Annotated in this window: 17 protein-coding genes; 7 read left to right on the top strand and 10 right to left on the bottom strand. The window is 58.9% G+C overall.

Annotated elements, in window-relative coordinates; translation table 11 throughout:
- Positions 1 to 54: 54 nt before the first annotated feature.
- The 9 genes from GEOBRER4_RS08805 to GEOBRER4_RS08765 form a co-directional block, all read right to left on the bottom strand.
- Positions 55 to 378, bottom strand: a complete 324-nt coding sequence (locus tag GEOBRER4_RS08805; RefSeq protein ID WP_185245080.1) for an MGMT family protein — start codon at positions 376 to 378, stop codon at positions 55 to 57.
- A gap of 319 nt (positions 379 to 697) precedes the next feature.
- Entirely contained in the window at positions 698 to 1546 is an 849-nt protein-coding gene (lepB, locus tag GEOBRER4_RS08800; RefSeq protein ID WP_185245079.1) for a signal peptidase I, read from the bottom strand.
- A gap of 241 nt (positions 1547 to 1787) precedes the next feature.
- Entirely contained in the window at positions 1788 to 1982 is a 195-nt protein-coding gene (locus tag GEOBRER4_RS20365; RefSeq protein ID WP_226377950.1) for a YceK/YidQ family lipoprotein, read from the bottom strand.
- Positions 1983 to 2252: 270 nt separating this feature from the next.
- A complete protein-coding gene (locus tag GEOBRER4_RS08790) occupies positions 2253 to 2777 on the bottom strand; it encodes a hypothetical protein (RefSeq protein ID WP_185245077.1) in 525 nt (174 codons plus the stop codon).
- A 206-nt stretch (positions 2778 to 2983) separates the two neighbouring features.
- On the bottom strand, positions 2984 to 4909 hold the full coding sequence (locus tag GEOBRER4_RS08785) for a tetratricopeptide repeat protein (RefSeq protein ID WP_185245076.1): 1926 nt from the start codon (positions 4907 to 4909) through the stop codon (positions 2984 to 2986).
- A 567-nt stretch (positions 4910 to 5476) separates the two neighbouring features.
- Entirely contained in the window at positions 5477 to 6391 is a 915-nt protein-coding gene (locus GEOBRER4_RS08780; RefSeq protein WP_185245075.1) for a carbohydrate kinase family protein, read from the bottom strand.
- A 24-nt stretch (positions 6392 to 6415) separates the two neighbouring features.
- Complete coding sequence (locus GEOBRER4_RS08775; protein WP_085812934.1) at positions 6416 to 6877, bottom strand: RrF2 family transcriptional regulator; 462 nt, start codon at positions 6875 to 6877, stop codon at positions 6416 to 6418.
- Positions 6878 to 6947: 70 nt separating this feature from the next.
- The gene (locus tag GEOBRER4_RS08770; protein ID WP_185245074.1) at positions 6948 to 8399 is read right to left on the bottom strand and encodes a DASS family sodium-coupled anion symporter; all 1452 of its coding nucleotides are present in this window, start codon (positions 8397 to 8399) and stop codon (positions 6948 to 6950) included.
- A 39-nt stretch (positions 8400 to 8438) separates the two neighbouring features.
- A complete protein-coding gene (locus GEOBRER4_RS08765) occupies positions 8439 to 9230 on the bottom strand; it encodes a hypothetical protein (RefSeq protein ID WP_185245073.1) in 792 nt (263 codons plus the stop codon).
- A 290-nt stretch (positions 9231 to 9520) separates the two neighbouring features.
- On the opposite strand from GEOBRER4_RS08765, the gene GEOBRER4_RS08760 reads away from it, so the two are divergent.
- From GEOBRER4_RS08760 to GEOBRER4_RS08730, 7 genes are all read left to right on the top strand, one after another.
- Positions 9521 to 10090 carry a retroviral-like aspartic protease family protein gene (locus GEOBRER4_RS08760; RefSeq protein WP_185245072.1) on the top strand — a complete coding sequence of 190 codons (570 nt, stop codon included), beginning with the start codon at positions 9521 to 9523 and terminating at the stop codon, positions 10088 to 10090.
- Between the two features lie 4 nt (positions 10091 to 10094).
- On the top strand, positions 10095 to 10529 hold the full coding sequence (locus tag GEOBRER4_RS08755) for a VOC family protein (protein ID WP_185245071.1): 435 nt from the start codon (positions 10095 to 10097) through the stop codon (positions 10527 to 10529).
- A 12-nt stretch (positions 10530 to 10541) separates the two neighbouring features.
- Positions 10542 to 11036, top strand: coding sequence for a YkgJ family cysteine cluster protein (locus tag GEOBRER4_RS08750; protein ID WP_226377929.1), 495 nt, complete (start codon positions 10542 to 10544; stop codon positions 11034 to 11036).
- Positions 11033 to 12358 carry a putative sensor domain DACNV-containing protein gene (locus GEOBRER4_RS08745; RefSeq protein WP_185245069.1) on the top strand — a complete coding sequence of 442 codons (1326 nt, stop codon included), beginning with the start codon at positions 11033 to 11035 and terminating at the stop codon, positions 12356 to 12358. The genes GEOBRER4_RS08750 and GEOBRER4_RS08745 overlap by 4 nt, the downstream gene beginning before the upstream one ends.
- 57 nt (positions 12359 to 12415) lie before the next feature.
- Positions 12416 to 14071: a mucoidy inhibitor MuiA family protein gene (locus GEOBRER4_RS08740; RefSeq protein WP_185245068.1), complete on the top strand. Its 1656-nt coding sequence runs from the start codon at positions 12416 to 12418 to the stop codon at positions 14069 to 14071.
- A gap of 27 nt (positions 14072 to 14098) precedes the next feature.
- A complete protein-coding gene (locus GEOBRER4_RS08735; RefSeq protein ID WP_185245067.1) occupies positions 14099 to 17011 on the top strand; it encodes a BamA/TamA family outer membrane protein in 2913 nt (970 codons plus the stop codon).
- Positions 17012 to 17077: 66 nt separating this feature from the next.
- On the top strand, positions 17078 to 17680 hold the full coding sequence (locus tag GEOBRER4_RS08730; RefSeq protein WP_185245066.1) for a short chain dehydrogenase: 603 nt from the start codon (positions 17078 to 17080) through the stop codon (positions 17678 to 17680).
- 82 nt (positions 17681 to 17762) lie between these two features.
- On the opposite strand, the gene GEOBRER4_RS08725 is transcribed toward GEOBRER4_RS08730, so the two are convergent.
- Positions 17763 to 19757, bottom strand: a complete 1995-nt coding sequence (locus GEOBRER4_RS08725; protein ID WP_185245065.1) for a response regulator — start codon at positions 19755 to 19757, stop codon at positions 17763 to 17765.
- Between the last annotated feature and the right edge of the window lie 16 nt (positions 19758 to 19773).

Here is a 19773-nt window from a genome sequence, read left to right as displayed (position 1 = left end):
CGTGTTTTTTGCGCAGTGTCCGGACACTATCTCGTACCGGTCCCCTTTTTTGCCTTATTCGTCCTCATAGGGGCACCATCGGAAAAGCTCGAGCGGAATGCGCCAATGGGGGTCGAAAAAGACCCCTTCCGCCTCAAGTCGGTGCCGCTGCACTTCGTCCGCGTCACTGTCGCCATTACGGCGACTGATCTCTCCTTTGGCATTTATGACGCGATGCCAAGGGACGGATGGATCGGTAAGTGCGCTCAAGGCGTAGCCGACAAGATGCGCCCTGCCGGGGAGGTTCGCCAACAGCGCTACCTGCCCGTAAGTTGCCACCTTCCCCCTCGGGATCCGTGAAACAACGGCGTATATGTCACGATAGGTGGAAGTGGTCATCGAACCTCCCTGACGAGAGCAACATTGCACTGCGGTTGATGCTAGTCCTGGGGGGGCACCAGTTATTGGGTGTAAGCTCCCCGGTCAGGCAGACATTTCATAGGTAGAGTTTCTGGTGCAGCGGTTCATGTAACCAGTGGGAGTGAGATCACTGAGGGCATAATTGGGGCGGAGGTCATTGGGCAATGGGGGATACTTAACAAAGTGAACGACGTCCCCCTTGAGTCGCGCATGAAAAAATTATCAGTCGATATTATGTTGTGAACCTCTCTGTACTCCGGAAGAAAGAGCATAAAACAATCTACAGCTAATAGTTGGACTACAGGATTCTCATTCCTATCCTGTCCCACCGCACCAAAAGGTTTTTCTTATCCCATGACCAATACAGATTTTTTACAGTACCTTTGACTTTATTTTTTGTGACAGCACCCCAAAATCGACTGTCATAACTCCTGTCGCGATTATCACCCAGTACGAAATAAGAGTCCTTCGGAACCACCTGAGGGCCATAATTATCGCGTGGATTTATGGTTGCTGGAATCAGGTCCGTTTCTTTGTGGACGGCATAGGGTTCTTTAACTGTTTTCCCATTTACAAACAGTTCCTTATCCTTGATTTCAACCGTATCTCCGCCAACAGCTACAACCCTTTTGATAAAGTCTTTAGATGAATCTTCAGGATACTCGAATACGATTAAGTCGCCTCGTTTGGGATTTTTTGCAGACTGAGTTCGATCTACCAGAATATGGTCCCCAATAAGCAACGTTGGTTCCATGCTTCCGGATGGAAACTTGTAAGCTTGAATCACATTTGTTTTAACTGCTGTTGATATGGACATGCTGAAAATTGCGATTAGGAAGTAGATGCCAATGTATGTGATCAGCTTATTGTATTTTTTGGGAGCATATTGAGTTTTGAATTGCCTTGCTGTTCTGACTGCATCCACAAACACAAATGTATAATAAGCGAAGCCTAAAATGGCGTAGGTTGCAAGGAATATACGGATAAACCCACTGTGCAGGCATAATATCATTGCTGGGATAAGCAAAGCTGGAATAATGTAAATAGGCAATGCTTTTCGAACCTCACCGTTATAAACTTGTCCAAGTCCTGGCTGAATCAGGCTCAGTAATCCTGCAACCCAAGGTTTTCTAGGTTTATTTTCCATTGTAGATCCCTTTCGGTTCACGTCGTCGTCACTGAGCCGCGCGTCTGGCGAAGCGGTGGCCATTCAGATGCCCCTTGCTGCCCAGCCTTGGGCAGCTAATCATAAAATGAGACAATTACGGCATGAATGATTTTCCGTATACGTCCAGTTCTCTTCGGTAGTCTATCTTTTAGATTTTATTCTGTTTCTCTCGGACACGGGAGCCGTAGCGGAGGCTTCCTGCTGGGGCAGTCCCCTTGACTTAGGTGCCACTCTTTGATGCACAGGGTGTCTTAACTGAAATGTCTCCATATTTTGATTGTGTGTAGTATGTGTACGGAAACATCAATGTGTCGCCCACTAGACTCAGCGGTAAATCAACAAGCGCAAAGATCCCAAGGTTATCAGCTGCCAGTCCACAAATATCCACTGCCGTGCCGCTAAAAATTCTCGGCACATTGCAGTCGCTGCCGCATTTTGTTTGCTCATCAGCCGTTGAAAGGCTAAGGATAGTGGCACAGCCGGTTATGCTTACTCCGGTGCAAATCAGGAGTGAGATTTGAAGTAGCCTTTTCTTCACATTTTCTCCGTTTTATTTCACCAACGGGGCCGCCCTTGACCGGCGGCGCTAGCCGTCCGAGTCTAAGGACGTTGTTGGGGTCTCCCCTCCGCCATCTGTAGTGGTAAAAGTGGCCTATCCCCTTTTACCTCAGTGCAACTAATAACACTATTTACTCGTTGCAGTCGGAACTATTTCTTGTTTTTTTAAATAGTTTACCGACTCTCTCGCCGATAAATTAACTAAAGACTCTGATCTGTATTTCCCGTTGCTGTAGGTAAACGTCTCCAAAATTCCTTCACCTGAGCCCATATAAGCATATGTCTTGATGTCAGGAAATTGTTGCCCTTCCTTTTTTTGTTGTACTGCTAGTGAACTGCCCATGAAATTGCCTATTTTCCTCTTCGATTTCCCATCAATAAGGATGTATTCACATCCTCCAGTGCCACATAAAGTTCTATAGGACTGGATCAGGATTTCGTAGGCTTTGTCACCGTTTAAATCGTGACGGAACGCTTGAGGCGTTACTCCATTTGGATACTCAAAATCTTCGCATATTTCATCAAGATTTGGGATATTCAGACCACTTATGGCTTTAAAAGACTGATCACGTTCGATCAACAACTTCGGTAGCTGTCCAGCTTGAACATAGGAAGCTATTCCAAGAAGAAAGAGTAAAAAAAAATGTATCATATAATCCCTCGTCCAAAAGGGTGCTGGTGAGCGGCGGGGACCTGGCTCACACAGGCTCCTCTTCGCTCCTATTGACTCGCGCTGTCCGTCTCCACCCGTTCTGATTGGGATCGCGCGCTATTTATACCACATGTGTCAGAAACTTATAGGTATTGTGTCCCGGAACATCCTTTCCTACCCTCCCCCAAAAGGTCCTCAAAAACCTTTCACTCCTCCCCCTCTTCCCAAGACTTGGAAGAGACAGTCTCGAAGCTGCCGTCCGCAGCGGGTTGCACGATGAGGCGGCGTACCTGCGGCGGGACGCCCCGCTCGCTTCCTGTGACCGTGGCTATCAGACGTCCGCTGTCGATACTCAGATCGGTGGAGACGAAGCTCGTTTCCTCGACCGGATTTGCAGCCGATTCGTAGAGAGGGATGACCTTCTCGATCTCGTAGTTCCCCCGCCGCAGCAGTGCCAGCCGCCACTGCGAATCTGTCCCCCCCGGGGCTGCCCCCCAGTAGAGGACGGCAATGAACCGCCCCCTGGTGGTGGAAAATCCCACGATTTCCACCACCCGTAGGGTGAACGACGTGCAGTGGCTCCGGTAACGGTCGCTGGAGAATCCCGAAGTCTCGAAGGCGTCGCCATCATCAAGATCGCGCGCCTCGAGGTTCAGTGCCGCAGCGATCCGGGCGGTGTCGAGCCCCGACTTGCGGGCGTATTCCGCCGCAGAGACGAAAAACGCACCTTCACACGGCAGGTAGTTCTGTTCCCTGGCCTCTATCACGGGCGCAGCATCCTCCCTAAGTTCGGCAATCGCCTGTTCCTTCAGGGTGATCCTCTCTTGGATAGTCCTGGCGCGGCGGTAGGAGGGGTAGAGCCGGAGCACCGCCCGGTATGACTCGATCGCCCGGTCATAATGCCCTTGATCCCACAAGAGGTCCCCGAGGTTGAGATGGGCCTGCCAGCGGGCGGGATCCACCTGCAGGGCGAGCCCGAGGAATATCTCCGCTTCCCCTTGAGAATGCCGAAGCAGGGCAAACCCGTAGTTATTAAGAATCTCGGCATCCACCGGCAGCGCGGAACCGGGGGACATGGCCTGTCTCAGCGCCTCCTGCCACACAGCCAGCGCTCCCTTGTAGTCCTTTTTCCCCTGCAGTGCCAGGGCCTTTGCGTTCAGGCGCTGGGCCAAGGCGAGCACCACATTACCGTAGCGCTTCCCGTTCCAGGCGAACACGGTTCGCTGCTGCCGGCGCTTCTCGCCAAGGACCCGAGCCACGTCGTCGGCGGCTTTTTCCAAGGGGTCCCAATGGATCTCCAGGTCGGGGAGATCTCTTCCCCCTGACCGGACAAACCTGAAGCCGTAACCGCGGACGTCGAGCACCCTGCGCCAGGTTTTCCCGTCGTTGAGATAGACAGTGATGGGCAAACTATCCTTCCCCCGGGGTTCAGCGGTCGTCCCCTCAACCTGTATGGTCAGATTCGGCGCCCCCCCGAGGGACTGCCGCGGAGTCCAGTATCCCGGCTCATTGCCAAACTCGTTGAAGGTCACACAGAGGGAGCGGCCGCCGTTCAGGGGATAGAGCCGGGAGGGGGGAGGGTTGATGCATTCGGCCGGGACCGCACGCGGTGCGGAAACCTGTGTCCCGATAAGGTCCCTTTTCTTCGAAGCGACAGCCGGGGCAGAAACAATCCGCTCCTTCAGCTGCGCGGCATCAGCACGGGCCGGCTGTAGATCGAGCGCCCGCTGGTAAGCTTCTGCCGCCTCGGCCTTTCGTCCACCCTTCCACAGGACATCACCGAGCCGCACATACTGCGCGGGTTTGCGCTCCTCAACGGACGTGCCGGCGATAACTTCGAGGTAATCGGCTGCAACTTCAAGCCCTTCCTGACCCATGGATTCATAGGCATCCACGTACTTGCCGACGGTGCTGAGCTGTTTTCCCAAGCCCGCCACATCCACGGCATCGAGATCCCAGATGCTGCGCCAGGTGCGAATTGCTTCGACCGGCTTCCCCGCCGCCAGTAAGCGATCCCCTTCACTGAGGCGTTGGTCCAGGGCGGTGAGATGGTCTGCGGCAAAGGCGGGTGAAGCCATAAGGGTGAGGCAAGAAAGCAAAAGGAATGAGGGGATGAGATGCAGCAGTTTCAAAAGACCTCCGTTGCGGGGTAGAAATCGGCTTGTTCATGCTCATTGTTGATGGGAATGGGGAGGACCGATTCCATACATCGGCTGATTTAGTCTAGGCGTCAGCGGCTGAGCGCAGCGGGGACCGTCATTTGACGGGAGGAGGAATGGACAGTTTTCTGTTCATCCCCCGATGGGCACAAAACCCCGCCATCACAGTCTGCCATACCAGCCACCTATATGTATATTCATTTGACGCAACTTAGACAACGCAATATATAGACATCTTTCATCCGTGTCAAAGGTCAAGTGATGAATGAGTAACCAAACCTGACTTGTTAGTTTGACCGCGCCTGAAAACTTCTGGCTGACTTATGAAGGGCATACTACTGTGGCGTGGCCTCCCCCGAAATCTGTACTACTCCAAGATCAGGGCACCGGCTCAGCGCCGCGGTCATTTACCAACGCCCCCTTTCCCTGAACAAACTAACGCTCAGGGTGTGCGTGTAGTGAAAGTTCCCGCCCCCGGAGGGAGAGGTTCAAGGGGGAGCGGAGGAGTGGAATTCGTAGCGAACTGCGTGGGGAGTTGATTCAGAGGGGATGCTGCAGGAACATCTCAGTTTCGGCAAGGCTGGGGAGCGCGGCGCGTCCGCCGAGGGCGCGGGTGTTGAGGGCGGCGACGGCGCTGGCAAAGCTGGCCGATGCCTCCAGCGAGAAGCCTCTGGCAAGGCCATAGAGAAAGGCGCCATGATAGGCGTCTCCAGCCCCGGTGGTGTCCACCACGCGATCGACACGGTGCGCCTGCTGCTGGAAGTCGAGCCCATCTTTCGAGAATACACGGCTTCCCGCTGCTCCCTGCGTTACTACGACCACGCACGGGCCGGCCTCCAAAAGGGCTTTAGCCGCCTGTGCCACGTCCTCGGTTCCGGCGAAGGCGGCCGCATAGTCATGGGCCGCGATGCAGATATCTACCTGGGGAAGGATGCTGAGGTGTTGATTGGTGTAGCGGTGGGCTCCGCCGTCGAAGGAAACTAGAACGCCCGCTTCCTTGGCAAGCCTTGCGGCATGGAGGCAGGCGTCCCAATGACGGCCGTTTAAATGCAATATCTTCGAGGCGCGGATGATGTCGACCCGGACCTCGTCCGGGGTGAGCTCGGGTGCGTCGCCGGGGGAGAAGGTTATGGCCCGGGCACCATCGCTTTTTCGCACCAGAATAGACGCCTTGGAAGTGGTCCGTCCCTGTGCGACAACGAGTCCGCCGGTATCTACGCCCTCCGCGGTGAATTCACGCTGGATGAAGCTGCCAAAGAAGTCGCTCCCGATGCTGTCCAGCATGGAAGTCGCAGCACCGAGCCTTGCCAGGGTCACCAGGGCGGTCGCCACCGGCCCGCCTCCAGCGATGACGCTCTCCCCTGCCCTTTGCACCACTTCCCTGCCGGGAAGCTCATCCACGGTAAAGATGAGATCGACAGTGGAAACCCCGAGACCGACGACGTCAAAACGCATGTTCTACCTTCCTGGGCCGGGAAATCAGATGCAGAAGTCCAACACGCCGCGCTGCCCCTGCTCCGCGGTGTCGATTTTCTCCAAAACGTCGGCGAGCGTAGTCCCGTCCAGGATCGCAGCCATCGCCTCCCGCACGTCTTTCATCACCAGCCTGATGCCGCAGGTGACCTCGTTTTCGCATTCGGTGCACTTCGCGTAGGCGGTCTCGCTGACGCAGGGAACCGGCGCCAGCGGCCCTTCCATCACCCGGATCGCCTGCCCGAAGGTGATCTTGCTGGGATGCCGCCCCAGGTAGTACCCCCCACCCTTCCCTTTCCGGCTTTGCAGGATGCCATTGTTCTTGAGGGAAAGCAGTATGTTCTCGAGGAACTTCTTGGGGAGATTTTCATCACGCGCCAAATCGGCGATAAGGATCGGGCCTTTGTCATATTGGCGGGCCAGGTAGATAAGTGCCTTCAGCCCGTACTTGGTCTTCTTTGAAATCATGGCTTCACCTTGAAACGGATTATCCTAACGCACCTCCTGCTTATACAGTTTTTCGGTGGCATCTGCCACGCTAAATTTTCAGACCTATCAGGGGCCAGACGAAAAGCACCGACGCCATGAACAGCAGCCACGAGATAGACATGATCACGCAGCCTGAGACAATGATGTCGCGGCTCTTGAGATAACCCGAGGCATAGGCGATGGCCGTTGCCGGCGTTCCCATCGGCAGGCAGTAGGCAAGACCCGCGGGGAGCGCGATGGAAAGCGTCATCACCTTCGGGTCCATCCCCGTGCTCTGGCAAAGCCCCATGCCGACCGGCATCAGTATGGCGACCACGGCCGCGTGGCTGATGCACTCGGTCAGTACGATGGCGACCAGGGAGACTACGGCGACGATGGCCAAAGGCGAGTGCTGCGCGTTCCCGAGCCCCTTGTCAACGAGCCACACCGCAGCACCGGTCTTCTCCATGGCGGAGGCAAGCGCTATGGTCCCCCCGTACATGAGGATGATCCCCCAGTTCACGTACTCCTCGATCTTCTGCCAGCTGACGACCTTGAAGGTGAACAAAGCCGCCGCTCCCAGTATCGCGATGGCGGCGAGCCCGGTTTTCTCTCCCAGCCACATCCAGCCGACCACGGTCGCCACCATGACCAGTGCGGTCAGCATCTCGTCGTACCCCATCTTACCGGTCTCCAGCCGCTTGCCGTTCAGGAACTTCCTTCCCACCTCCACGTCCACGAGGTCCGGGGGAAAGAACTTCACCAGCACGAGATAGCCTATGAACAAGAGCGGGAAAACGATGAGGCAGGCGGCCGAGCTCCACTCGATGAAGCTGAAATGAAGGCCGGTCGACTCCTTCAAAAGCCCGGCGGCAAGCGGGGCGCGCGCGCCTCCAAGGAAGGTGGCGATGCCGCCTATGATGCAGCCCCAGGCCATGGACATGAAGAGGAGCTGCCCGAACTTGCTTTTGCCCTTCTCCAGGTTCAGCGCCACGGTGATCTCGGTGATCACCGGGAAGAGCATGGCGGCGACGGCATGTTCACTCATGATGAAGGAGAGAAACGCTGAAAGCAGGAATACGGTGAGCGCAAGGCTCTTGGGGGTCCTGCCGAACTTCGCGAGCATGGCGCGAGCAAGACGGGTGGAGATCCCGGTTCCTGTCATCGCCGCCGCCAGTATGAAGGCGCCAAGGATGAAGAATACCGCTTCGTTGCCGAACATCGAGTAGGTCTTCTTGGCATCCATGATCCCCAGAAGCGGCAACATCACCATGGAGAGGAGCGCGGTCACCGCGATGGGGAGCAGCCCTGAAACCCAGAAGAAGATGGTCCCGCCAAAGAGCACCAGGGAGCGGTACCCCTCGACCGAAAGACCGTCGGGCGGTGAAAGGCGGATAAGAAAGCCGACCACCAGTACCACCGCAGCCATCACCTGGTAGCGGGCGGTGCGATCCAGCAGAATCAGCCACATGGGGCGGTTGTCGATCTTCAGTGGTTTTTGTAGGAAATCGTCGTGGTTCATTCGGTCGGCTGCCCCTTTTGATCCTATTGAAGCAATTCGCTATAGGCCTGCGGAATCGAATGATTCCGCAACTTCTTTCACCCTGAGTATCCGCCTCAGGTCGGAGGCGGCAAGCAAGCGCCGGTCCTCGATGCTGTCGATGAACCCTCGCAACATGTTGCGCGGCGCCGCCGGGACCAGCGGGGTGGTCAACCGGATCAGCGGCAGCAAAGGCTTGAGAACGCACCTGTGCCTGCGCCAGCCGGCCTGCAGATGGGTGAAGATGCGAGCGATCTCGTCGTCTGGGTGCCTGGCCGCCCGTTGCGACAGGACCACCAGCGGTATTACCTCCGAGGCCAGGAGGGCGTCGATGCCGGCAATGGTCACGGCAGGAGGCTCCTCCCCGGCAACCAGTGTCGAAACCACCGACCAGCGCGGGAATACGGAACGGGCGATATTGAGGGCCTTGAACCGCTCCTTTGCATGCTCCGCTGCGATGCCCGGGGCGGGCAAAGGTATATCCAGTATGTCGACGCCGGCTGCGTAAGCTCGCTCGATGAGGTGGGAAGGTGCAGGAAAATCGAGCGTCGCCGCCAGGTGCACGTTGAAGTTTTTCTTGATGACCCGGGCCAGTGCCTCGCCGCTCCCAAACTGGTCTACCTTGCCGAAGGTGAGGTGAAACAGGGCTGCGTTGCTTTGATAGTGACTGTCGTAAAGCGTTTCCAGGGTCTGGCGTTCAGGAAGATTGCCGCCAACCAGGAAAACGTTGCCTTCACGTCTGAGTTGGTCCGGAGACAGGGAAAAAGCCGGAGCTAAGAGGAGTTCCCGTAATTTCTTCTGATCGATCTTCAAAGCTGCCTCCCTCTCCAGATACCGCAACACGTGATGCAGGGGGCAAATACCCCACTCCCATGGGAGTTTTAGGTAAGGTACAAAATAAAATTAAATCAGTCAAGAAAAGAATATATATTGTCTACCACAAAAGTAGGTTAATCATACTGACCCGTTTCTCTCCACTGCGCATTTCAATTTACAACATGTGCGTATTAATATAAGTTCTCTTTGCGCAAGACGCCATTCAGGAGGCGGAGCAAGCGGCATCAAGGCTGCGGCAGCGATAACGGGTTCTGAGGGAGGAGTATTTGATCATTAACAGAGCCATAATCTGTGTGACCCTGCTCAGCCTGGCCACCCTGCTGGTCGCAGTGCCGGTACACAGCGAAATGTACCAGTACGAAGATGAACACGGCACCATCACCTTCACCGACAACCCCGCGAAGATCCCCAAGAAGAACAAGAAAAAAGCAAAACGGGAACAAGAGAGTTCCGACAATTCTGTCATGCCGGTGGCCATAAAGGGAAACCGCGTGCTGCTTCCGGTAACCCTAAGCTACCGGGGGCATGAAGTCACCGCACGCTTCGTCCTCGATACCGGCGCGGAGGTTTCCACCATGACTCCGCAGCTTGCCGAAAAGCTCAACATAAACCCGAACGACACAAAAAGGGCCGTCGCCCAGGGAATAGGCACCGGTTACCATGTGACCAGCCGCGCCGAGATGGACTACGTCCTGGTAGGGCCTAACCGGAAATACGGCATCGACTTTCTCATCATCCAGGGCGGCGGTGCTGACGGCCTTCTCGGCATGAACTTCCTCAGGGAACTCCGCTACCACATCAGTTTCGACAGGAGCGAGATAAAGTGGGGGGATTGACCAGATGATCATGAAGATGGACCACATCAATATCGTGGTGAGCGACCTGCAGAAGGCAAAGGAGTTTTTCCTACTGCTCGGCTGCACCGAGGGGATCAGTTCCGAACTGGATCTGGAATTCCTGGAGAAGCTGACCGGTATCCGCTGCGCCGGGGGCCGTTTCGTGGCGCTGCAGCACCCGGGATCGAACGTTTCCATCGAACTGCTGCAGTTTGACTCCGCCGCCTCCGGCGGCGATGAGAACGGCGAGGCAAACAGGATCGGGTTCCGGCACCTGGCTTTCGCGGTAAGCGACATCGAGGCCGAGGTCGGGAGGCTGCGCGGCCTCGGGGTGCAGTTCATAGGCGAGATCCAGACCTGGCAGAAGACCGGCAAAAAGCTGATATATTTTCACGGTCCTGACGGCATTCTCCTTGAGTTTGCCCAGTATCCAGCATGAAACGGAGTGGCAATGCCTGCAGCCCACCCCCTCACCATTAATGAGCAGGTCGCGCGGGAACTGGAGCGGCTGAAGAAGCACCTGATAAACGCGGACCGCGCCGGCGCCGACCGCGCTCGCCAGGTCTCCTTCGTTTACCGCGCGGCTGAGAGCTTCAGCCGGCGGGTTTTCGGCCTCTCCCTATGCCGCAGCGAAAGCGAAGGCGCCGGCTGCAAAACCGGCCAGTGCTGCAAGTGCAGCCCCGACGTCTTCGCCCACGAAAAGGAGCTTCTAGACCTCCTGCCCAAGCGCTCCGACGACAGCGGCTTTTGCCCCTTCTTCAACCTGAAAAAGCGAAACTGCGGCATCTACGGCGTCCGTCCCTTCGCATGCCGGATCTTTTACAACTTCGCCCCCTCGAGCTACTACTGCCAAAACCCCACGGACCTCACGCTGCAGCTCTTCGACGGCGTAAAACGCCACCTGGAGCCCATCCTCGGGCCTTACCTCGGGGGGTACCGGCCATGAGCGGCAGGAACAAGACCCCGCGCAACCTTGCCGAAACCGTCTGCTCGGAACTCAGGAGGCGTCGCACTGCAGTGCCGGACGAGAAGATCATAGTCGACCTCATGGAGACCATGTACTACTCCAGCCTCAGGACCGAGGAATCGGAGCCGGTGATCTTCCACATGGTCTACCTTGACCCCGAGCAGCCCGACCCCAAGCCGCCGCGCAACCCGGTACGGGACCGCTGGAGCTATATCCCCTTCGCCGAGCCGATCCCATTTTCAGTCTCCAACGTGGTGAAGATCGCCAAGTCGACCGACCTGCGCACCTCCTCCTTCGTCATCTGGCCCGACAAGGAGCACAAGCTCTTCATCTGGGGGCTGGTGGACCAGCAGAACCGCTTCCACAAGTTCCTCAACCGAAGCGCCGAGATAGAGCCGGAGCGCCCCGGCATCTTCCAGGCCAGCGTGGAGGGTATCGGCAACATCGTAGTCTACATGCGTTACGAGAAGGTGGCCGAGCTCAGGGTGAACGAGCTGATCCGCTTCTCGCTCGACATCTTCCGCGAAGGGCCGGTCCGCGACCTCTTGGACCCAGGGATCAAGCGCTACCTGCGTGAAGTGCGCAGCCACCTCCCCGACGACGTCTACATGACCGATGCCGGCATGGACGAATTCCACACCCAGCAGTGGATTTCCGCGCTATGCCGGATTCTGCTCAGGATCCAGAAGATAAGAAATGGCGGTGCCATCCTCATCACGCAGGAGATCGATCCGGCCCATCTCAACGTGAAATACGGCATCGACTACGACCGCCTCCCCACTTCGCTGCAAACCAACGCCGTCACCAAGATCAAGTCCGATTACCTGGAGGAACACCTTCTGGGGCTCTCGGAATCCAAGCCCAAGGAGATCCTTTCCAGCCAGTATTTCCAGCTCAGGCGCCTGGAGAAGGACCTGAGGGCGAACAAGAACGAGATCGACGGCGTGATCTGGTTCGTCGCCCTTCTGACCCGGGTTGACGGGCTGGTGGTGATGGACCCGGACCTGGCGGTCAAGGGGTACGGCGTCGAGATCAAGAACTGGCAGGAGCCGGACAACCTCTTCATCGCCACCGACCGTCTGGCCACCCCTGCAAAGCTGCGCCCGGCCGCCTACAACCACTTCGGCACAAGGCACCGCTCCATGATGAGGTACTGTTCCCAGAACCCCGGCAGCATCGGGTTCGTGGTGTCACAGGACGGGGAGGTGCGGGTGATGACCATGATGGAGCAGCGGCTTGTCATGTGGGAAAACATCAGGCTCAAGTACTACAGCTACGCGGCGAAGAAAAAGACCCCTTGACCGACTACCAGTCATGAAAAACAAAATCACAACGGCTTATTGCCATCGAGGTCCTCAATGAATACTCGAACAATGCTCTATTGCGTCATCCTCGTCCTTTGCTCGCCTTTGGCACTCGCGGCGCAGACCACCAGGATGGAAGCCCGGTCGTCAATTCAATCCGTCACCGTCTTTTCGGACCGGGCCCAAGTGACACGCAGGGCGACGCTTTCGCTCAAGGCCGGGACCAACCTGGTCAACTTCGAGGACCTCCCCCAGGTGCTGGACGAGGACTCGCTTCGCGCGGTGGGCAAGGGGACGGCCCCGGCACGCATCGCGGGAATCACGCTGAAAAGGGTCTTCCTGGACCGCTCGCGGGACCAAAGGGTGCGCGAGATAGAGGACGAGATCGCCTCCCTCACCCGCCAAGTGGAAAGCATAGAGGCCAAGCGCAAGGCGCTCGCCTCCCAGAGGGCCTTCATCGATTCCATCCGGGTAGGCTGGTCGGAGCGGATCTCCAAGGAGCTTTCCGCAGGCAAGCCGACCACCGCCGAGTTAGGGGAAGCTGTACGCTTCGTAGGCGACAACGTCGGCAAAGTGGAGCAGCAGCTCAACGAAGCGGAGGCAGCGAAGAAACCGCTCAACGACAAGATAGCGGCACTCAGGAAGGAGCTGGAGCAACACCTCGCCGAGACGCACAGAGAAGTGAAATCGGCGCAGGTTGCGATCGAGGCGGATCGGGACCTGAAATTCGACCTCGACCTCTCCTACCTGGTGAGCCAGGCTACCTGGGAGCCCTTGTACGACGTGCGCCTGGGCGCCGACGGCAAGGAGGCCGAACTCGTGTACCGCGCCCAGGTGGCGCAGAAAACAGGTGAGGCGTGGCCTGGCGTGAAGCTCTCACTGTCGACCGCGGCTCCCGAGGTCGGTGGCGGCGCGCCTGAGCTCTCCCCCTGGCACGTCTCCTTCTACGAGCCTCCCCGCCCCATAGCCTACGCTCCGCGCGCCATGAAGGAAATGGCAGCCCCTGCTCCTGAACCGGCCTTTGGCGCCTACCCGGTGGGGTCTGCGGCCGACCGGGTCGAGGAAGCGCAGCCTCTCACCTCGGACGTGGCGCAGGGGCAGACCTCGGTGCTCTTCCAGGTGGCGCGGCCGGTCGACGTCCCGGCCGACGGCACCCGCGCCGGCAGCGTCATAGCGAGCGAGAAGGTCCCGGTAAACGCCGAGTACCTGACCGTCCCGAAGCTCTCGCCGCGCGTCTACCTCAAGTCCAAGGTCCTGAACAACACCCCCTATCCTCTTCTGGCCGGGGAGGTGAACATCTTCAACGACGCAACCTTCGTCGGCAAAAGCCGTGTAAAAACCGTCAGCTCCGGCGAAGAGTTCGACCTTTACTTCGGGTCCGACGATCAGGTGAAGGTGAAGCGGGAAGCGGCCCGGGTGGCGAAAAAGGCGGGGCTCATCAGCGGCAACAACGTGACCTACCATGTAACGATCGAACTGGAAAACTTCAAGAAAAAAGAGGTCGCGCTTACCCTGCTCGACCAGCAGCCGCTTCCCTCCAACGCGGAGATCAAGGTGAAGCTGGAAGACGCAGACCCTCTTCCCTCCGAGGCCAAGGAAGACGGGACGCTGGAATGGAAGCTGAACCTGGCACCGGGTGAGAAGAAGAAGGTCTCCTACGATATCGTCATCGAGTACCCCAAGGGGCGCGAACTGGTGGGAGTAGAATAGCGTCACCAACTTGAAAGAAAGGATGCTATGAGAACGTTACTATTGGCGGCAACGCTGGTGCTGTGCACTGTTTCCCTTTCATTTGCAGCGAAATTCGACACCTCCTTCTCCTACTCGACCATCGAGACCGAACACTTCTCCATCCACTACCACCAGGGGCTGGAAGAGGTTTCCCGTAAGGTAGCGGCCATCGCCGAAGAGACGCACCCCCTGCTGGCCCGGGAATTCGGGTGGCAGCCGGCCGGAAAAACACAGGTGGTGCTCATCGACGACTCCGACTTCATAAACGGGCTTGCCGTCACCATCCCTTACAACGCGGTGTACTTGCAGGTGGTCCCGCCGTCAGTCGCCTCCACGCTCGGGGAATACGACGACTGGCTCAGGGTCCTATTCACCCACGAATACGCGCACATACTCTCCGCCGATCCAGCCCGCGGCTATTCCAAGGTGACCCGGGCCATCTTCGGCAAGCCCTTCCCCAGCCTCGACCCGCTGTCGGTTCTCTTCTTCATCGCCACAGCGCCCCCCAATACCTTCCTGCCGCGCTGGTGGCACGAGGGGATGGCGACCTGGGCCGAGTCGAAATACACGGGAGTCGGCCGCGGCAAGGGAACCTACTACGACATGGTGTTCCGCTCCGCCGTAGCGGATGACGACCTCCCCTCCGTGGACCAGATAAACGGCGACGTGCCCTACTGGCCATCCGGCCACCTGGCCTACATGTACGGCTATCGCCTGCAGCGCTACATCGCCGAGACCTACGGCCCCGAAGCGGCGGGAAAACTCGCCATCGCACACTCCGGGCGCTTCCCCTACCTGATCAACAGCCCGCCGGAGGATCTTTTCAACGGCAAGGATTACAGCGACATCTACCGTGACATGATCGTCGCCCTGAAGCTGGAGCAAAGAGCGAGGATCAAGGAGCTTTCCCGCGTCCCCTTTACTCCGCTCACCGTCGTCAACGACCAGGGTGAGAACCTCACCAACCCGCGCTATTCCCCGGACGGGAGCAGAATCGCCTTCACCAGGCGCGACCCCAACGATCACACCTCGGTCGTAGTAACCGACGCCTCGGGGAAGAACGTGCTGGCGCAGTTCCGGCGCCAGCTCTCGGACGGAAGCCTAAGCTGGTCCCCCGACGGCAAGAGCCTCTACTTCACCCAGGCCGAAATCGAGCGCGGCTTCAACGTGTACCAGGACCTCTACGTCCACCATCTGGAGAGCGGCGAGACGAAAAGGCTCACCAGGGGAGAGCGGCTGGGCAACGCGCAGGTGGCGCCGGACGGCAGGACAGCAGCCGCCGTCGTCAGCTCGCGAGGAAGCCAGAACCTGGCGCTTTTCGACCTGAGCCTGGGGGACAAGGCGCAGCCGCTCCCGGTTACCGGCTACACGCTGGAACGGGTCTCCTCCCCCAGCTTCTCGCCCGACGGCCGCAGCATCTGTTATATCCTTACCGACAACACCGGCATGAGCGCGCTCCGGATTTACGATACGGCCGAGAAAACCGACCGCGCCCTTTTCAGGGCCAGCCACACCTTCGCCTTCCCCATCTGGGCGCCGGACGGCTCCGCCATTTACTACATCTCCGACGAGACCGGGGTGTTCAACCTCTTCGCTTTCGATCTGAAGGGAGGCTCGAGTTACCAGGTAAGCCACCTTCTGGCCGGTGCCATTCAGCCCGCCCCCGCCCCGGACGGCTCTTCGCTGCTGTTGGCAAGTTACAGCTCCAAGGGGTTCAAGATCGCTCGCATGGAAATCGACCGCTCCAGGTGGAGCCTCACACGCGGCCCTTCGCTTCCCTCGGCACGTACCGCATCCCTGGCAACGGAGGCAGAGGCGGACTCGGCCGCGGCACCCTCCCCTTCGCGCTACAGCGCGGCCAAAACGCTGCTGCCGCGCTTCTGGCTGCCTAAGATCTACGGCGACGGCTCGGACCAGTCCGTGATCGGCGCCTTCACCGCCGGCGCGGACGTCCTGGGTTACAACTCCTACGCCATCAGTGCCGCATACAGCGAGGGTAGAAAGCGCGGCTATTTCAACCTTACCTACCTGAACGACTACTTCTACCCCACCCTGTCGCTTCGGGCGCATAACGAGCCCTTTGTCTACAGCGACCTGTACCAGAAAGGTTATGACTTCTGGGAGGTGAACCGCGGGGCGGAGCTGGAAGCATCCATACCTGTCAATTTCCTGGAGTCTTCCTACCGCATCAAGGGGGGATACGAGCTTTTGGACCAGAAGGCCTTGAGCCGCCTGAGTAGCGACGGCACCTTCGGCGGGATCCCGGTGTTCCAGGGGCGCAGGAACAACCTCTTCGCGGGGATCAGCTACAGCAGCGCCCTCAAGTACCCCTACTCCATCAGTCCAGAGGAGGGGTGCGACCTGACTTTCCTGTACCGATACTTCGGTCGCGACATCGGAGCCGATCAAAACCTCTCCGAATACAGCGCACGCTACGAACAGTACCTGCGCCTGTCGAAGACGCAGTTGCCGCACCCGGTGCTCTACCTGCGCTTGTCCGCAGCTCTCGCCGACGGGGACCTGCAGTACGGTCAGCAGGCCTTCCAGATCGGGGGCGCCCCCTCGGAGTACAACCAGTACCCGCTGCGCGGCTACCCAACCCGCTCCATGACCGGAAAGTACGTAGCCACCGGAACCGTCGAGTACCGCGCCCCGCTCGCCTACCCCTTCACCGGCCCCGGAACGGCTCCCGCCTTCCTGGAGAAGGTGCACGGCGCGCTCTTCGCGGACGCGGGCCAGGTCTGGGACGACAACAGGAGCTTTCACGCCAACGAAACCAGGGTCGGCGCCGGAGCCGAGCTCAGAGCCGACATGACCATCGGCTACTGGGCCAAGGTCACCCCCGCCCTAGGTTTCGCCCACGGCTTCAACCGCGGCGGCGAAAACCAAGTATACTTCACCCTGTACCTCGGCCTGTAGGGCGGCGCCAGCTCCCCCTGCGTTGGGTCGGGAGCCATAAAAAGCGCCAATACGGGAGGTCTGCTTATGCGAATCATCGTCGTCGGAGCAACCGGAACCATAGGGAAAGCCGTGGCCAGGCTTCTATCTACCGAGCACGAAGTCGTCAGGGTCGCTTTCAGAAGCGGCGATTTCAGGGTCGACATGTCGCAGAAGGAGTCGATAGAGTCGATGTTCAGGGAGGCCGGAGAGTTCGACGCGCTGGTCTGCGCCGCTGGGGTGGCAAGGTTCGGCTCCCTGGCGGAATTGACCGACGATGACTTCCAGACGGGGCTCACGGGAAAGCTGATGGGCCAGGTCAACCTGGTGCGGGTGGGGATGCACTACATCCGCGATCATGGCTCCTTTACCCTGACCAGCGGGGTCCTGAGCCACCAACCGATGCCCGGGAGCTCCTCCATCAGCATGATCAACGCCGGGCTAGAAGGGTTCGTCCGCGCCGCCGCGCTCGAGCTGCCGCGGGGAATCAGGATCAACGTGGTAAGCCCTCCCTGGGTCAAGGAGACCCTCGAAGCGCTGGACATGGACAGCTCAGCGGGGATGCCCGCCCAGGACGTGGCGCAGGCTTACTGGGCCAGCATACACGGCGCCCGCAGCGGCCTGGTCATAAACGCCCGGGACTTCACCTGAAGCAAGAAGGTAAACGCCGGCAACAAAAAGGGCAGCGCCCAATGACCAGGCGCTGCCCTTTACTGTTCCCGAAAGCCCCAGCTTATCTCTCCAGCACTTCCCTCACCTTGCGCAGCAGTTGTACCGGCTGCACCGGCTTCATGATCAGTTCGACCCCCTCTTCCATGCCGCGGCTCTCGATGAAGTCGGAGGTGTAGCCGCTGGTGAAGAGGACCTTCGCCTCTGGCTGCAGCTTCTTGATCTCGGCGAACGCCTCGATGCCGTTTTTGCGCGGCATGATGATGTCCATCAGGATGAGCCCGATGTCGCTTGAGTGGGCGGTGAAGCGATCCACCACCTCCTGCCCGTTCTCTGCCAGGATCACCCGGTAGCCGTACTTGGTGAGCACCATGTCCACCAGGTTGCGCACGCTCGGGTCGTCTTCGGCAACCAGGATGGTCTCGGTCCCCTGTTCCGGCTCGAGGTCGGCAGCAGGCTCCCGGTACATTTCGACCTCGTCTTCGGCGAGCGGAAAATAGATGCTGAAGGAGGTGCCTTCTCCGGGCTTGCTGTTGACGGCGATGTATCCCTTGTGCTGCTGCACTATCCCGTAGACGATGGCCATGCCGAGGCCGGTCCCCTTCCCCACCTCCTTGGTGGTGTAGAAAGGCTCGAAGATCCTCTTACTGGTCTCGGCGTCCATCCCCTTGCCGTTATCGGACACGATGATGACGGCATAGCGCCCATTGGGGCCGCAGAAGGAGGGGAGCGAGCCGTCCGCCTCTAAAAGCCCGGTCGCGATGGTAAAGGTCCCTCCGTTTCCCATGGCGTCCCGCGCGTTCGCGGCCAGGTTGATGAGCACCTGTTCTATCTGCCCGGGGTCGATCCACACCGGGAGCGAGTCCGGGAGCAGACGCGTCTTCAGCTGGATGTCCTCGCCGATGACGCGGACAAGGAAGTTCTCCACGCGCTGCACGACCTCTCCCAGGTCGAGCTTCTGAGGTGCCATCGGCTGCTTCCGGCTGAAGGCAAGAAGCCCCTTGGTCAATTCGGCGGCCTTTTCGGTGGCGAGGGCGATCTGTTCCGCGAGCCTCACCTCGTTCCCGTGGGGGGGGAGGTCCATCCTGAGCATGTTGGCATAGCCGGCGATCACGGTGAGGATGTTGTTGAAGTCGTGGGCGACCCCGCCGGCCAGCTGCCCTACCGCCTCCATCTTCTGCGACTGCCTGAGCTGCTCTTCCATGAGCTGGCGCTCGGTTACGTCGGAAAGCGCACCTGAAAGGCGGACCGGCGCCCCCAGGCTGTCCCATTCCGCCTGCCCCCGGATGCGAAACCGCAGGTATTGTCCCTCGCGGTGTTTCAGCCTAAGTTCCACGTCCAGCGGCGCCTTGCCTGCCAGGTGCGCCTCAAGCGCCTCCTGCGCCAGGGCAACGTCGTCAGCGTGCAGGCGGGAGTAGAAGGTGTCGACCTGATTTTCCAGCTCGTCGTCGGCAAAGCCCAGAAGCTCCTTCCAGCGCGGGGAGAAATAGCACTCACTGGTCACCATGTTCCAATCCCAGAGCCCGTCCGTGGTCCCCCGCACCGCCCGGGAATAACGCTCCTCGTTTTCGGCCAGCCGGGCCAGGTTCTCCGTCAGCACCTGGTTCATCAACAGCAGTTCCGAGGTCCGCTTCTGCACCAGTGCCTCGAGGTTGTCACGCTCCTGGCGCAGCGCGTCCTCCGAGCGCTTAATCCTCACCATGGCCCGGATCTGGGCCACGAGTTCCGCCTCGTCGATCGGTTTGGACAGGAAGGCGTCGGCGCCGCACTCAAGCCCACGCACCTTGCCCGAGGGGTCGGTGCGATGCGCGGTGACCAGGATGATCGGGATGTGCTGGGTTGAGCTGTTTCCCTTGAGCCTGCGGGTCGCCTCGTACCCGTCCATGCCCGGCATCTGGATGTCCAGCAAGATGGCGTCGGGCGCCTCGAGCAAGGCCCTGCGCATGCCGTCCTGGGCAGACTGGGAGGTGATGAGCCTCGCCTCGGGCATGAAAATATCCAGCAACGCCTTGAGCGTGAGGAGATTGTCGTGGTTGTCGTCTATGGCGAGAATTTTCATATCGGAAGTTCCTCGA

The sequence above is a fragment of the Citrifermentans bremense genome (assembly GCF_014218275.1).
Classification (GTDB): Bacteria; Desulfobacterota; Desulfuromonadia; order Geobacterales; family Geobacteraceae; genus Geomonas; species Geomonas pelophila.
This window is presented reverse-complemented; position numbering and strand designations above follow the sequence as displayed.